At 61.8% G+C, this 14,611-nt stretch carries 13 protein-coding genes and 1 other annotated feature; of the genes, 11 read left to right on the forward strand and 2 right to left on the reverse strand.

Going from position 1 to position 14,611, the window contains the following annotated elements; translation table 11 throughout:
• Positions 1–5: 5 nt before the first annotated feature.
• Both CPH57_RS01985 and mscK read left to right on the forward strand, forming a co-directional pair.
• Positions 6–359, forward strand: coding sequence for a DsrE/DsrF/TusD sulfur relay family protein (locus tag CPH57_RS01985; RefSeq protein ID WP_033642110.1), 354 nt, complete (start codon positions 6–8; stop codon positions 357–359).
• Between the two features lie 100 nt (positions 360–459).
• Positions 460–3,852, forward strand: coding sequence for a mechanosensitive channel MscK (mscK, locus tag CPH57_RS01990; RefSeq protein ID WP_096241966.1), 3,393 nt, complete (start codon positions 460–462; stop codon positions 3,850–3,852).
• 31 nt (positions 3,853–3,883) lie between these two features.
• Here mscK and rsmS read toward each other — a convergent pair whose 3' ends face one another.
• Positions 3,884–4,063, reverse strand: a complete 180-nt coding sequence (gene rsmS / locus CPH57_RS01995) for a pleiotropic regulatory protein RsmS (protein ID WP_016928837.1) — start codon at positions 4,061–4,063, stop codon at positions 3,884–3,886.
• Between the two features lie 108 nt (positions 4,064–4,171).
• Positions 4,172–4,708, reverse strand: coding sequence for a primosomal replication protein PriC (priC, locus tag CPH57_RS02000; RefSeq protein WP_033642112.1), 537 nt, complete (start codon positions 4,706–4,708; stop codon positions 4,172–4,174).
• Positions 4,709–4,842: 134 nt separating this feature from the next.
• Here priC and CPH57_RS02005 point away from each other — a divergent pair, with 134 nt between their 5' ends.
• The 9 genes from CPH57_RS02005 (at position 4,843) to CPH57_RS02045 (ending at position 14,610) form a co-directional block, all read left to right on the forward strand.
• Positions 4,843–5,223: a DUF454 family protein gene (locus CPH57_RS02005; protein ID WP_016928835.1), complete on the forward strand. Its 381-nt coding sequence runs from the start codon at positions 4,843–4,845 to the stop codon at positions 5,221–5,223.
• 268 nt (positions 5,224–5,491) lie between these two features.
• Positions 5,492–6,043: an adenine phosphoribosyltransferase gene (apt, locus tag CPH57_RS02010; RefSeq protein ID WP_019454166.1), complete on the forward strand. Its 552-nt coding sequence runs from the start codon at positions 5,492–5,494 to the stop codon at positions 6,041–6,043.
• Positions 6,044–6,135: 92 nt separating this feature from the next.
• Complete coding sequence (gene dnaX, locus CPH57_RS02015) at positions 6,136–8,094, forward strand: DNA polymerase III subunit gamma/tau (protein ID WP_033651109.1); 1,959 nt, start codon at positions 6,136–6,138, stop codon at positions 8,092–8,094.
• Positions 7,427–7,491: a sequence feature (DnaX frameshifting element), on the forward strand. (Overlaps the previous gene by 65 nt.)
• Before the next feature lie 41 nt (positions 8,095–8,135).
• Positions 8,136–8,465, forward strand: a complete 330-nt coding sequence (locus tag CPH57_RS02020) for a YbaB/EbfC family nucleoid-associated protein (protein ID WP_004940264.1) — start codon at positions 8,136–8,138, stop codon at positions 8,463–8,465.
• Positions 8,465–9,070 (forward strand): recombination mediator RecR, encoded by a 606-nt coding sequence (gene recR / locus CPH57_RS02025; RefSeq protein WP_004940263.1) that lies wholly within the window; start codon positions 8,465–8,467, stop codon positions 9,068–9,070. Before CPH57_RS02020 ends, recR begins: the two co-directional genes overlap by 1 nt.
• Before the next feature lie 143 nt (positions 9,071–9,213).
• Positions 9,214–11,079 carry a molecular chaperone HtpG gene (gene htpG / locus CPH57_RS02030; RefSeq protein ID WP_033651110.1) on the forward strand — a complete coding sequence of 622 codons (1,866 nt, stop codon included), beginning with the start codon at positions 9,214–9,216 and terminating at the stop codon, positions 11,077–11,079.
• A 202-nt stretch (positions 11,080–11,281) separates the two neighbouring features.
• Positions 11,282–11,926 carry an adenylate kinase gene (gene adk / locus CPH57_RS02035; protein ID WP_004940261.1) on the forward strand — a complete coding sequence of 215 codons (645 nt, stop codon included), beginning with the start codon at positions 11,282–11,284 and terminating at the stop codon, positions 11,924–11,926.
• A 165-nt stretch (positions 11,927–12,091) separates the two neighbouring features.
• Positions 12,092–13,225, forward strand: coding sequence for a sugar diacid recognition domain-containing protein (locus tag CPH57_RS02040; protein WP_089194363.1), 1,134 nt, complete (start codon positions 12,092–12,094; stop codon positions 13,223–13,225).
• Between the two features lie 119 nt (positions 13,226–13,344).
• Positions 13,345–14,610: a GntP family permease gene (locus tag CPH57_RS02045; protein WP_042783808.1), complete on the forward strand. Its 1,266-nt coding sequence runs from the start codon at positions 13,345–13,347 to the stop codon at positions 14,608–14,610.
• The last annotated feature ends 1 nt before the right edge of the window (position 14,611 follow it).

Here is a 14,611-nt window from a genome sequence, read left to right on the forward strand (position 1 = left end):
ATTTCATGTCATCAGTTGTTCTTATTGCCAATGGCGCCGCCTATGGCCATGAATCCTTGTTCAATGCGCTGCGGTTGGCCATCGCGCTGAAAGAGCAGCAAAGCAATCTCGACCTGCGGCTGTTTCTGATGTCCGACGCGGTGGTGGCCGGGCTGGCAGGACAGCAGCCGCACGAAGGATACCATCTGCAGCAGATGCTGGAGATCCTCACCGCGCAGCAGGTGCCGGTCAAGCTGTGCAAGACCTGCGCCGACGCGCGCGGCGTCAGCCGCTTGCCGCTGGCGGACGGCGTGGAGATCGGCACGCTGGTCGAACTGGCGCAGTGGACGCTGGCGGCGGAGAAAGTGCTCACTTTCTGATTTCGCGACAACGGGACATCACCGGCAACGTTTTTGTTGTTCGTTGCCCGCCGGCGATCGTGATAATCTTCAGGCTTCTTAACCGATCCGAAGCTAAATCATGCATCGCTGGTTGACTCTGCCCTCTCTGACGCCGCGCTCGTTTGTCGGCGCATGCCGGCGGCGCATCGCCGCCGCGACACTCCTTTTCCTGATTTGCGCGCTGAGCTTGCCGGTGCAGGCGGCGCTGAACGGCGATTTGCCGCAGCGCAGCGAAGTGCAAAGCCAGCTGGAAGCGCTGAACAAGCAAAAAGCCCTGACGCCGGTCGAAAAGCTGTCCCAACAGGATTTAACCCGCACGCTGGAGCTGCTGGACGCCATCGAGCGCAATCGGCAGGACGCGGCGCAGCTTAAACAGCAGGTGCAGCAGGCGCCGGCGAAGCTCAATCAGGTGACCGCCGAACTGGATGCGCTGAAGCAGCCGGTAGACAATGCGGCGGCGCGCGCCGCGCTGTTGCCGCTGTCGCTGCGCCAATTGGAAAGCCGGCTGTATCAAACGCTCGACGAGCTGCAAAGCGCGCAGGAGAGCCTCTCTACTTACAACAGCCAACTGGTGTCGCTGCAAACCCAGCCTGAACGAGTACAAAGCACCATGTACGCCGCTTCGCAGCGCCTGCAGGAGATCCGCAGCCAGCTCAGCGGCCAGACGCCGGGGCAAGATTCGCTGCGCAACAGCCAGCAGGTGATGCTGACCACCGAGCAGGCGTTGCTCAACGCGCAGCTGGAGCTGCAGCGCAAAAGTCTGGAAGCCAATACCACGCTGCAGGATCTGCTGCAAAAACAGCGTGATTACACCACGGCGCATATCGACGCGCTGGATCGCTCGGTACAGTTGCTGCAGGAGATCGTCAACAGCAAACGTTTGACGCTGTCTGAAAAGACCGCCAAAGAGGCGCAGAACCCGGAAGACGCCACCGATATTCAGCACGATCAGCTGGTCAGCAAGCAACTGGACGTCAACCGCCAGCTGAGCCAGCGGCTGATCGCCGCCACCGAAGAGAGCAACACCCTGTTCCAGCAGAACATTCGGGTCAAAAACTGGCTCGACCGCGGGCTGCAGGCGGAGCGTAACCTGAAAGAACAGATCCAGGTGCTGAAGGGCAGCCTGGTGCTGTCGCGCATCCTGTATCAGCAGCAGCAGAGCCTGCCGCAGGGCACGCTGTTGGCGGATATGGACACGCGCATCGCCGATTTGCGGCTGGAGCAGTTCGATATCAATCAGCAACGCGACGATCTGTTCAAGGGAGAGGATTACATCAACCAGCTGGTGGCCGAAAGCAAGGAAAAGGCCGGCCCGGAGGTGATCGACGCGTTAAACGAGATCGTCGATATGCGCCGCGAACTGCTGGATCAGCTGAACAAGCAGCTCAGCAACCAGCTGTCGCTGTCGATCAACCTGCAGATCAATCAGCAGCAGCTGACCAGCGTTTACGGTTCGCTGCAAGATACGCTGACCCAGCAGATTTTCTGGGTTAACAGCAACAAGCCGGTCGATCTGGCGTGGCTGAAGGCGATGCCGGAGGCGGTGCGCGATCAGATTGCCGGTCTCGATCTCAAATTCGACGGCGGCAAGCTGGTGCAGGGCGGCCTGAATGCGCTGGTGTTCCTGATCCCGATGCTGTTGGCGATCGGGGTATTGCGCTGGCGCTACCGGCTGATCGACGGCCATTTGCAAAAGCTGGCCAACGACGTGGGGCAACTTAAGCGCGACGGCCAACTGCACACGCCGAAGGCCATCGCGCTGACCTTGCTGAAAGTGTTGCCCGGCGCCGCGTTACTCCTCGGCGTCGGTTTCTGGATGTATCGCGCGGATTTCGGCATCAGCGACTTTATATGGGCATTGTCGCAGCAGCTGGCGCTGTCGTGGCTGGTGTTCGGCTTCAGCTATCGCATGCTGAAACCGGGCGGCATCGCCGAGCGGCATTTCAACTTCGGCGCCAACCTGTGCGCGCATTACCGCCGTCAGACGCTGCGGCTGGGGTTGGCGCTGCAGCCGTTGATCTTCTGGTCGGTATTGGGCGAGAAAGCGCCGCTGCGTCTGGTGGAAGACGTGATCGGCCAGATCGTGGTGATGTTGACGCTGGCGCTGCTCACGGTACTGGTGTTCCCGCTGTGCCGCGACAGCTGGCGTGAAAAGGGCTCGCACGCCGTGCGGCTGGTGGTGGTCACCGCGCTGGCCGCCACGCCGCTGATCCTGCTGGGGCTGATGTTCGCCGGTTACTTCTATACCACGCTGCGGCTGGCCAGCCGCTGGATAGACAGCCTGTATCTGTTTTTCCTGTGGAATATCGTATACCTGACCGCGCTGCGCGGCCTGAGCGTGGCGGCGCGGCGTCTGGCTTACCGACGCGCGTTGGCGCGGCGGCAAAACGTGGCGAAAGAAGGAGCCGAAGGCGGCGAACCGGTGGTGGAAGAGCCGCCGCTGGCGCTCGATCAGATCAACCAGCAGTCGCTGCGCCTGACCACCCTGGTGCTGTTCGCCATTTTCGCCAGCGCCTTCTACGCCATTTGGTCGGATCTGGTGACGGTCATCGCTTATCTGGACAGCATCACGCTGTGGCATTACACCAGCACCGTGGCGGGCAGCAGCGTGTCGCAGGCGGTGACGCTGGGCAACATGATGGTGGCGATCGCCGCAGTGATTGTCGCCTACGTGCTCACCCGCAACTTGCCCGGTTTGCTGGAGGTGGTGGTGCTGTCGCGGCTGCAACTGCGGCAGGGGGCGTCTTACGCCATCACCACCGTGCTCACTTACCTGATTACCGCCGTGGGCGCCGTGGTTGCGCTGGGATCGCTCGGCGTATCCTGGGACAAACTGCAATGGCTGGCCGCCGGTCTGACGGTCGGGCTGGGCTTCGGCCTGCAAGAGATCTTCGCTAACTTCGTCTCCGGCCTGATCATTCTGTTCGAACGCCCGATCCGCATCGGCGATACCATCACCATCGGCACCTTCTCCGGTTCGGTCAGCAAGATCCGCATTCGCGCCACCACCATTACCGACTTCGATCGCAAAGAGGTGATCATTCCGAACAAGGCGTTCGTCACCGAGCGTCTGATCAACTGGTCGCTGTCCGATACCATCACCCGCGTGCTGATCAAGGTCGGCGTGGCCTACGGCTCCGATCTCGACAAGGTGAAAAAGGTGCTACTGCAGGCGGCGCACGACAACCCGCGGGTCATGACCGATCCCGAACCGCAGGTGTTCTTCCTCAACTTCGGCGCCAGCACGCTGGATCACGAACTGCGGCTCTATGTGCGGGAACTGCGCGATCGCAGCTACACGGTGGACGAACTGAATCGCTCAATCGACCGCTTGTGCCGGGAAAACGGCATCGACATCGCCTTCAATCAGCTGGAGGTGTATCTGCATAACCAGCAGGGCAATGAAGTGCAGGAAGTGAAAAGAACGCTGTCGCCGGACGACGGCGGCCAGACGGCGGCGGATAAGCAATGAGAGGCGAAAGGGACAGCGGCGCTGTCCCCGGTTACTGTCCGGCAGGCAGATAGGGAGAGGTGACGCCGGCGCGCTGCAGCTTTTCCTGATAATCCCGTTTGACGATATCCAGCGCCGCCAGCGCGGTGGCCGGATCGATCTCGTTGCATTCCAGCAGGTAAATCAAGTCTACCGCCAGCTGCAGTTCGGGTGAGGCGTTTTCCAGAGACATAGCACCTGCGCTTATTTAATTAATGGGATGAATAACTCGGGTATCGGCAGAGTATAGTGAACCCGGCGCGCAACCGGGGAATAATCATTAAAATATTGTGATAAATCTTCAAAAACCGTTTTCTTTGCGCTCGATATTGCGCTCGATGCGCGCCAACGCCTGACGACAGCGCATCAGCCGCCCCTCCAGCGCCGCCAGCTCGTGCTGCAGCTTTTGCTGGGCCGCCAGCGTGGTCTGGCGCCCCAGCAGGCTTTCCCGATCCTGAATCATGGCGATCAGCCGGCGTTCGTAATCCTGATGCTCGGCCAGCTTGTGGTAGAGATCGACCTCGGGGGCTTCCTTCGGCTGATTCTTGCGCCGCAGCGCCTGGGTCGCCAGCTCGCGCTGCAGGGCGGCGATCTGAGCCACCAGTTTTTCGGCCAGAAAGGCCACCTGGCTGGCGCGGCTGTCGTTAGCGGCGTTTTGCAGCTGGGCGAAGTTTTTCTCCACTTCGGCCAGGTAGTCGCGCAGCCGCGTGCCGCGGTTGGCGAACAGGGCGGCGTCGAACCGCGCCTGCGGGATCGGGGCGTCGCCGCGCGGGCTGACTTCGGCCGCCAGCGCCGCAATCTGCTGTGCCAACACCTGTAATAGACGCTGAGTGCTCACATAAGCTCCCTCTTGATTTCAACAGGCGTAAGCTTGCCCGCGATGCCGCCGTGAAACAAGCGCCGCATGCATATTCCGCCGGCGCGGCGCCGATGCTACAGTAAGCCGCAACCGATTGAGGAGCGAAGAACCGCATGACGCGTGGGTTATTGATCATTTTGGGCTGGTTGGCGGTGGTGCTGGCGACGTTGGGCGTGGTGTTGCCGCTGTTGCCGACCACGCCGTTCCTGCTGTTGGCCGCCTGGTGCTTCGCCCGCTCCTCGCCGCGCTTTCATCACTGGCTGCTGTACCGTTCCTGGTTTGGCCCTTATCTGCGCCATTGGCAGCAGCATCGCGCGCTGCCGCCGGGGGCGAAGTGGAAAGCGGTGCTGGTGATCGTGCTGACCTTCGCCTGTTCGCTGTGGCTGGTGAAAATCTGGTGGGTGCGCGGGCTGTTGCTGCTGATGTTGGCCATTTTGCTGACCTTTATGCTGCGCCTGCCGGTTATTGATCTGCCGCAACAAAAACAGCGCTGATTGTACCTTAAACTCCTCAATAGCTTTCAAGCCGCAGCCAGGCGACAAACGCAGGCATCCCCGGGAGCTTACTTAGGTAAGTAATGCGTGCGGTCAACAACGCTGCGGGTTGAAAGATGCAGGGGAGAGTTGCATTTGTCCGCCAGTTTGCATAGATTTGGGCGTTTTCGTGCGCGGATCGCCTGCCATTTTTTCTCCGGTGTGTTTCACCCGGGGGCGGCGGGTGAGCGGCGCGCCGGTTTTCAGGCAGTTTTATCAGGCAACAATTATGACCGCTACTGCGCAGCAGCTTCAGTTTATTAAAGACAGTATCAAAACCATCCCGGATTATCCGAAGCCGGGCATCCTGTTCCGCGACGTGACCAGCCTGCTGGAAAACCCGTTGGCCTACGCCGCCAGCATCGAGCTGCTGGTTGAGCGCTATCGCGAAGCGGGCGTGACCAAGGTGGTGGGTACCGAAGCGCGTGGTTTCCTGTTCGGCGCGCCCGTCGCGCTGGCGTTGGGCGTCGGTTTCGTGCCGGTGCGCAAACCGGGCAAACTGCCGCGCGCCACGCTCAGCGAAAGCTATGAGCTGGAGTACGGCACCGACAAGCTGGAGATCCACACCGACGCCATCACCGCGGGCGACAAAGTGCTGGTGGTGGACGATCTGCTGGCGACCGGCGGCACCATTGAAGCGACCACCAAACTGATCCGCCGTCTGGGCGGTGAAGTGAAAGACGCCGCGTTCATCATCAACCTGCCGGATCTGGGCGGAGAAGCGCGACTGAACAAGCTGGGCATCGATTGCTACTGCCTGGTGGACTTCGCCGGTCATTGATGCGGCATCGCCCCTTGGGCACAACGGCCTCGCGGATTGCCGCGGGGCTGTGTTAGCATGACCCTCCAGATTACTCGACTTCTCCGGTATTAATGAGCTATCAGGTTCTCGCCCGTAAGTGGCGCCCTCAAACGTTCGCAGACGTGGTCGGCCAGGAACATGTCCTGACCGCGCTGGCCAACGGCCTCTCGCTGGGGCGGATCCATCACGCCTATCTGTTCTCGGGCACGCGCGGCGTGGGGAAAACCACCATCGCCCGCTTGCTGGCCAAAGGCCTGAACTGTGAAACCGGCATCACCGCCACGCCGTGCGGCCAATGCGACAACTGCCGCGAGATCGAGCAGGGGCGCTTCGTCGATCTGATCGAGATCGACGCCGCTTCCCGAACCAAGGTGGAAGATACCCGCGATCTGCTGGACAACGTCCAGTACGCGCCGGCGCGCGGCCGCTTCAAGGTCTACCTGATCGATGAAGTGCACATGCTCTCGCGCCACAGCTTCAACGCGTTGCTGAAGACGCTGGAAGAGCCGCCGCCGCACGTCAAATTCCTGTTGGCCACCACCGATCCGCAAAAATTGCCGGTGACCATTCTTTCCCGCTGCCTGCAGTTTCACCTCAAAGCGCTGGACGTCGATCAGATCCGCCAGCAGTTGGAAACGGTGCTGACGGCGGAGCAGATCACCAGCGACGCCCGCGCGCTGCAGCTGCTGGCGCGCGCCGCCGACGGCAGCATGCGCGATGCGCTGAGCCTGACCGATCAGGCGATCGCCATGGGGCAGGGGCAGGTGACCGCCGCCACCGTCAGCCAGATGCTCGGCACGCTCGATGACGAGCAGCCGCTGGCGATCCTCGAAGCGCTGGTCAGCGCCGACGGTGAAAAGGTGATGGCGCAGGTCGCGCAGGCCGCTTCGCGCGGCGTGGATTGGGAAAACCTGCTGGTGGAGACGCTGGCGTTGCTGCACCGCATTGCGATGGTGCAACTGCTGCCTTCGATGCTCGACAACCACTACGCCGCCGTGGAACAACGGCTGCGTGAGCTGGCGCGCACCCTGCCGCCGGCCGATGTGCAACTCTATTACCAGACGCTGTTGGTGGGCCGCAAAGAGCTGGCCTATGCGCCGGATCGCCGCATGGGGGTTGAGATGACCCTGCTGCGCGCGCTGGCGTTTCACCCGAAAGCGGTGATCCCGGAGCCGGTGGCGTTGGTGCAGACCGCGCCGGCGCCGATGGCGCAGCCGCAGCAGGCCGCATCGCCACAGCCGCCGCAGTTTCAGGACGCGCCGCCGCCGCTAGGGCAGCCGGCCGCGCCGCAGCGACAATCATCGACTCCTTTACCGGATGCCACCGCCCAGCTGTTGAAAGCGCGGTCCCAGCTGCAACGGCAGCAGGGAGCATCCACACCAAAAAAGAATGAGCCGGCGGCGCCAGGAATAGCGCGGCCGGCAAACTCGGCGCTGGGGCGTTTGGCTTCCGTGACCGAGCGCAGCCAGCAGCGCCTGGCGGAGAAGAAGGTGCCGGAAAAACCGGCGAAACCGGAAGCCTATCGTTGGCGCGCGCAGACCGAGCCCGAGGCGGCGCCGGAACCGCTGGCAACGCCGAAAGCGCTGCGCACGGCGTTGGAACACGAGAAAACGCCGGAGCTGGCCGCCAAGCTGGTGGTGGAGTCGCTGGAGCGCGATGCCTGGGCGGCGGAAATCGATAAGCTTAAGATCCCGAAACTGGTGCAGCAGCTGGCGTTGAACGCCTTCAAGCAGCAGCCGGAGCCGGGCAAGATTAGCCTCCATCTGCGGTCTTCGCAGCGCCATCTGAATTCGCCTTCGGCGCAGAAGACGCTGGCCGACGCGCTCGGTGAGCTGTACGGCGGTCCGATCGAGCTGACCGTGGTGGAGGACGATAATCCGGCGGAGCGCACCCCGCTGGAATGGCGACAAGCCATCTATGAGGAAAAGCTGGCGCAGGCGCGCCAGTCCATCGAAGCGGATACCAACATTCAGACGCTGCGCCGATTCTTCGACGCGGATCTGGATGAAGAGAGTATTCGCCCCCTTTAAATGCTGCGCGATGTGCGCGGCCCTAGCGACGAGAGACGACTATGTTTGGTAAAGGCGGTCTGGGCAACCTGATGAAGCAAGCCCAGCAAATGCAAGAAAAAATGCAGCAGATGCAGGAAGAAGTCGCCAAATTGGAAGTGACCGGCGAATCTGGCGCCGGCCTGGTGAAAGTCACCATCAATGGCGCGCACAACTGCCGCCGCGTGGAAATCGATCCAAGCCTGATGGAAGACGACAAAGAGATGCTGGAAGATCTGATCGCCGCTGCGTTTAACGACGCCGCGCGCCGCATCGAAGAGACCCAGAAAGAGAAAATGGCCTCCGTCTCCAGCGGCATGCAGTTGCCGCCTGGCTTCAAGATGCCGTTCTGATGCAAACCAGCCCGCTCCTTGAATCCCTGATGGAGGCGCTGCGCTGCCTGCCGGGCGTCGGCCCGAAATCGGCGCAGCGCATGGCGTTTCAGCTGCTGCAGCGCGATCGCAGCGGCGGCATGCGTCTGGCGCAGGCGTTGACGCGCGCGATGTCGGAGATCGGCCACTGCGCCGATTGCCGCACCTTCACCGAGCAGGACGTCTGCACCATCTGCGCCAATCCGCGCCGCCAGCAAAACGGCCAGATTTGCGTGGTGGAAAGCCCGGCGGATATCCACGCCATCGAGCAGACCGGCCAGTTCGCCGGGCGCTACTTTGTGCTGATGGGGCATCTGTCGCCGCTGGACGGCATCGGGCCGGGCGATATCGGTCTGGATCGCCTGGAGCAACGGCTGGAAAAGGAAAGCATCACCGAAGTGATCCTCGCCACCAACCCGACGGTGGAAGGGGAGGCGACCGCCAACTACATCGCCGAGATGTGTGGCCAGTATGGCGTGCTCGCCAGCCGCATCGCCCACGGCGTGCCGGTGGGCGGCGAGCTGGAGATGGTCGACGGCACCACGCTGTCGCATTCGCTGGCGGGGCGCCACGCCATCAAGTTCTGATGTTTTCCCGGATGGGGCCGCCCGGCCCCATTGTTTTTTGCCAAAAATTTCCCGCCGTCCGCTTGAAAAACAAGACCCTGACCCTCATCTGATCCTCATTGTTCGATTTTGGTAGCCATTGTCTTTTGAGGTAATCAATGAGTATGAAAGGTCAAGAAACCCGCGGGTTCCAGTCTGAAGTAAAACAGCTGCTTCATTTGATGATCCATTCGCTGTACTCCAACAAAGAAATTTTTCTGCGCGAGCTGATCTCCAACGCCTCTGACGCCGCCGACAAGCTGCGCTTCCGCGCTTTGTCCGCGCCGGAGCTGTATGCCGGCGATGGCGAGCTGCGTGTGCGTTTGTCCTTCGATAAAGAGCAGCGCACCCTGACCATTGCCGACAACGGCATCGGTATGCGCCGCGAAGAAGTGATCGAAAACCTCGGCACCATCGCCAAATCGGGCACCAAAGCGTTCCTGGAATCCATCGGTTCCGACCAGGCGAAAGACAGCCAACTGATCGGCCAATTCGGCGTCGGTTTCTACTCGGCGTTCATCGTGGCGGACAAAGTGACCGTGCGCACCCGCGCGGCCGGCGCCGCCGATGACGAGGGCGTGTTCTGGGAGTCCGCCGGTGAAGGCGACTACACCATCGCCGACATCACCAAAGAGACCCGCGGCACCGAAATCACCCTGCATCTGCGCGAAGGCGAAGATGAGTACCTCGACGCCTGGCGCCTGCGCTCGGTGATCGGCAAATATTCCGATCACATCGCCTTGCCGGTGGAGATCGAAAGCAAGAACGAAGAAGACGGCACCGTCACCTGGGAGAAGATCAACAAGGCGCAGGCCCTGTGGACCCGCAGCAAGGCTGACGTGACCGACGAAGAGTACAAAGAGTTCTACAAGCACATCGCCCACGATTTCACCGATCCGCTGAGCTGGAGCCACAATCGAGTGGAAGGCAAGCAGGAATATACCAGCCTGCTGTATATCCCGGCGCAGGCGCCGTGGGACATGTGGAACCGCGATCACAAGCACGGCCTGAAGCTGTACGTGCAGCGCGTGTTCATCATGGACGACGCCGAGCAGTTCATGCCGAACTACCTGCGCTTCGTGCGCGGCCTGATCGATTCCAACGATCTGCCGCTGAACGTATCGCGCGAGATCCTGCAAGACAGCCGCGTGACGCAGAACCTGCGCGGCGCGCTGACCAAGCGCGTGCTGCAGATGCTGGATAAGCTGGCCAAAGACGACGCCGAAGGCTACCAGAAATTCTGGCAGCAGTTCGGTCTGGTGCTGAAAGAAGGCCCGGCGGAAGATAACGGCAACCAGGAAGCGATCGCCAAACTGCTGCGCTTCGCGACCACCCACGGCGACAGCTCGGCGCAGACCGTGTCGCTGGAAGAGTACGTCGGCCGCATGGCGGAAGGGCAGGAAAAGATTTACTACATCACCGCCGACAGCTACGCCGCCGCCAAGAGCAGCCCGCATCTGGAGCTGTTCCGCAAGAAAGGCATCGAAGTGCTGCTGTTGTCCGATCGCATTGACGAGTGGATGATGAGCTACCTGACCGAGTTCGACGGCAAGCCGTTCCAGTCGGTCAGCAAGGCGGATGAAACGCTGGATAAACTGGCGGATGAAACCGAAGAGCAGAAGGCGGCCGAGAAGCAGCTGGAACCGTTCATCGAACGCGTGAAAACCCTGCTGGGCGACCGCGTGAAGGATGTGCGTCTGACGCACCGCCTGACCGATACGCCGGCGATCGTGGTGACCGACGCCGACGAGATGAGCACCCAGATGGCCAAGCTGTTCGCCGCTGCGGGCCAGCAGGCGCCGGAAGTGAAGTACATTTTCGAGCTTAATCCTGAGCATGCGTTGGTCAAACGCGCATCCGACGTGGGCGATAACGAACATTTCGCCGAGTGGATCGACCTGCTTTTGGATCAGGCGCTGTTGGCTGAACGCGGCACGCTGGAGGATCCGAACCTGTTCATCCGTCGCATGAATAAGTTACTGTCCGCCTAAAGCTGAAGATATGCGCCCTTAACGGCACCGTTAGGGGCGCATTGCCGATTTTTACCCGCTTTTTCTCGCCTTTTGCTTGCCCGTTTTTTTGCACATTCCGCAATCGATTTCCTTCGCGCGCCTTGAGCCTGCCCCCCCTGAAATGGTATCGTTGAGCGTTTTCGCAATTTTATAAAAACTACATAGCAAGGGGATTTACGCAATGCGTATCATTCTGCTGGGCGCTCCGGGCGCTGGTAAAGGTACTCAGGCTCAATTCATCATGGAGAAATACGGCATTCCGCAAATCTCCACCGGTGATATGTTGCGCGCAGCCGTGAAGGCCGGCAGTGAACTGGGCAAGCAGGCGAAAGAGATCATGGACGCCGGCAAGCTGGTGACCGATGAGCTGGTGATCGCGCTGGTCAAAGAGCGCATCGCTCAGGAAGATTGCCGCAAGGGCTTCCTGTTGGACGGTTTCCCACGCACCATTCCGCAGGCTGACGCGATGAAAGAAGCCGGCATCAACGTGGACTTCGTGCTGGAGTTCGACGTGCCGGACGAGCTGATCGTTGACCGCATCGTTGGCCGCCGCGTGCACGCGCCGTCCGGCCGCGTATACCACGTGAAGTTCAATCCGCCGCAGGTGGAAGGCAAAGACGACGTGACCGGCGAAGAGCTGACCACGCGCAAGGACGATCAGGAAGAGACCGTGCGCAAGCGCCTGGTGGAATACCATCAGATGACCGCGCCGCTGATCTCTTACTACAGCAAAGAAGCGGCAGCGGGCAACACCCAATACCGCAAAATCGACGGCACCCGCAAGGTGGCCGAAGTGAGCGCAGAGCTGGCGACTATCCTCGGTTGATAGCAAGCTGGCTGTGCATGACGCCGGGCCTGTGGCCCGGCGTTTTTTTTGCCGTTTTCCCGTTAAATTGTGATCGCGGCGGCTTGTTGCGGCCGTGCCCGTTAATCGCCCGCGCCAAATGGCGTATAACAAGCCTGCGTTTTCATCCTCAGCAGGGAGCCGGGCATGCTCAGACAGACCAAACTTCTGGCGGAAGCCACCGCGCGCCAGATCGTCCAGCGGGCGATGGGCATCATCAGCCATTCCGTCAACGTGATGGACAGCAACGGCGTGATCATCGCTTCCGGCAACCCACAGCGTCTGTTCCAGCGTCATGAAGGCGCGGTGCTGGCGCTGGCGGAGAATCGGGTGGTGGAAATCGACCGCGCCACCGCCGAACACCTGAAGGGCGTGCGGCCCGGCATCAACCTGCCGTTCAGCTTTCGCAATCAGCGGGTGGGAGTGATCGGCATTTCCGGCGAGCCGGCCGAGGTGCGCGCCTACGCCGAGTTGGTCAAAATGGCGGCGGAGATGATGGTGGAGCAGGCGGCGCTGCTGGATCAGCACCAGTGGGAAAAACGCTACCGGGAGGAGCTGGCGAACCAGCTGTTGCAGCCGCAGCCGAACACGGCGTCGCTGGAAGCGATGGCGGCGTATCTGGGATTGGATCTGCGCCAGGCGCGCATCGTGTGGATCGTCGAGCTGCAAGAGGCGCAGCCGCACCTGCTGCGCGAACTGCTGGCTGAGCTGGAGGCCACCCAGCGCGATGCGTTGATCGCCATTACCGGCTTCAATGAAATGACCCTGCTGCGCCCGGCCAGCATGGCGCAAGGCGAGTGGAGCCTGAAGCTGGAGCGCCAACAGGCGCAGCGTCTGCAAAACCAGCTCAAGCACCGTTTTCGGGTGCGGCTGATCGTCGGCGGTTTCTACGACGATCCGCAAAGCGCCTACCGCTCCAGCCTGACCGCGCGCGCCACCCAGGCGATGGCGCAGCGCCTGAAATTGCGCCACGCCACGCTGTTCTACCACGACTATCCGCTGCCGTCGCTGCTGTGCGATCTCGGGGAGGACTGGCGAGCGAAAGAGCTGGGGCGTCCCTGGCGGACGCTGGGCGAACAGGATGAAAAAGGCGTGCTGCGCGCCACGCTGCGCCACTATTTTTCGCAGAATTGTGATCAGACGCAGGCCGCCGCGCAGCTGCATATTCACGTCAATACCCTGCGCTATCGCCTGCAGCGCATCGAAGCCATAACCGGCATGAAAATCAATCAATTAACTGACTCTCTGCGGTTGTATATCGGCATGCTGATGCACGACTGAGTTGTGCCAACCCACAAATTCCGCGCCGTTCCTTCGGCGATTTTTTGTTGTTTCCCCTCAGGCCAACGCCGGGCGCGCGGGATATGTTGGCCTGCACATCAACCACGGAGAAAACAACAATGACAACCGTATCCACTCTGGGGGCGCTGGTGGCGTTAGCCGTCGCCATCGTCCTGATTCTACGCAAGGTTCCACCGGCTTACGGCATGATTGCCGGCGCGCTGGCGGGCGGGCTGTGCGGCGGCGCCGATCTGGTGCAGACCGTGACGCTGATGATCGGCGGGGCGCAGGGCATCACCAACGCCGTGATGCGCATTCTGGCGGCGGGGGTATTGGCCGGGGTGCTGATCGAATCCGGCGCGGCGCACACCATCGCCGAAACTATCGTACGCAAGGTGGGCGAAACCCGCGCGCTGCTGGCGCTGGCGGTGGCTACACTGATCCTGACGGCGGTGGGGGTGTTTATCGACGTGGCGGTGATCACCGTCGCGCCGATCGCGCTGTCGATCGCCCAAAAGGCCGGCATTTCTCGTGCGGCGATCCTGCTGGCGATGATCGGCGGCGGCAAGGCCGGCAACGTGATGTCGCCCAACCCGAACACCATCGCGGCGGCGGACAACTTCCACGTGCCGCTCACCTCGGTGATGATGGCCGGCATCGTGCCGGGGCTGTGCGGCCTGGTGGTGGCCTATCTGCTGGCGCGTCGCCTGAGCGATAAAGGTAGCAGGGTGATGGCTGAAGAGCTGACTCAGCATGCCGAAGGGGCGCGGCCGGGCTTCGCTGCGGCGATCAGCGCGCCGCTGGTGGCGATCCTGCTGCTGTCGCTGCGGCCGATCGCCGGTATCGCCGTTGATCCGCTGATCGCGCTGCCGGCCGGCGGTTTGGCGGGCGCGCTGCTGATGGGGCGCATTCGTCAGTGCAATCAGTTTATGGTCTCCGGCCTGTCGCGCATGGCGCCGGTGGCGATCATGCTGCTCGGCACCGGCACGCTGGCGGGCATTATCGCCAACTCGGCGCTGAAGGATGTCTTGATTACCGGTTTGACGCACACCGGGCTGCCGGCCTGGCTGCTGGCGCCGCTGTCCGGCGCGCTGATGTCGATGGCGACCGCCTCGACCACTGCCGGCACCGCCGTCGCCTCCGGGGTGTTCAGCTCCACGCTGCTTGAGCTGGGGGTGAGCGGATTGGCCGGCGCGGCGATGATCCATGCGGGCGCCACGGTGCTGGATCACCTGCCGCACGGCAGCTTCTTCCACGCCACCGGCGGCAGCGTCAATATGGCGGTGCACGAGCGGCTCAAACTGTTGCCGTATGAAACGCTGGTGGGGTTCACCATCGCGGCAATCTCGGCGCTGATGTTTGGCGTATTTAACCTGGCGGGATAAG

The organism is Serratia sp. JKS000199 (assembly GCF_900215455.1).
Lineage (GTDB): Bacteria > Pseudomonadota > Gammaproteobacteria > Enterobacterales > Enterobacteriaceae > Serratia > Serratia ureilytica.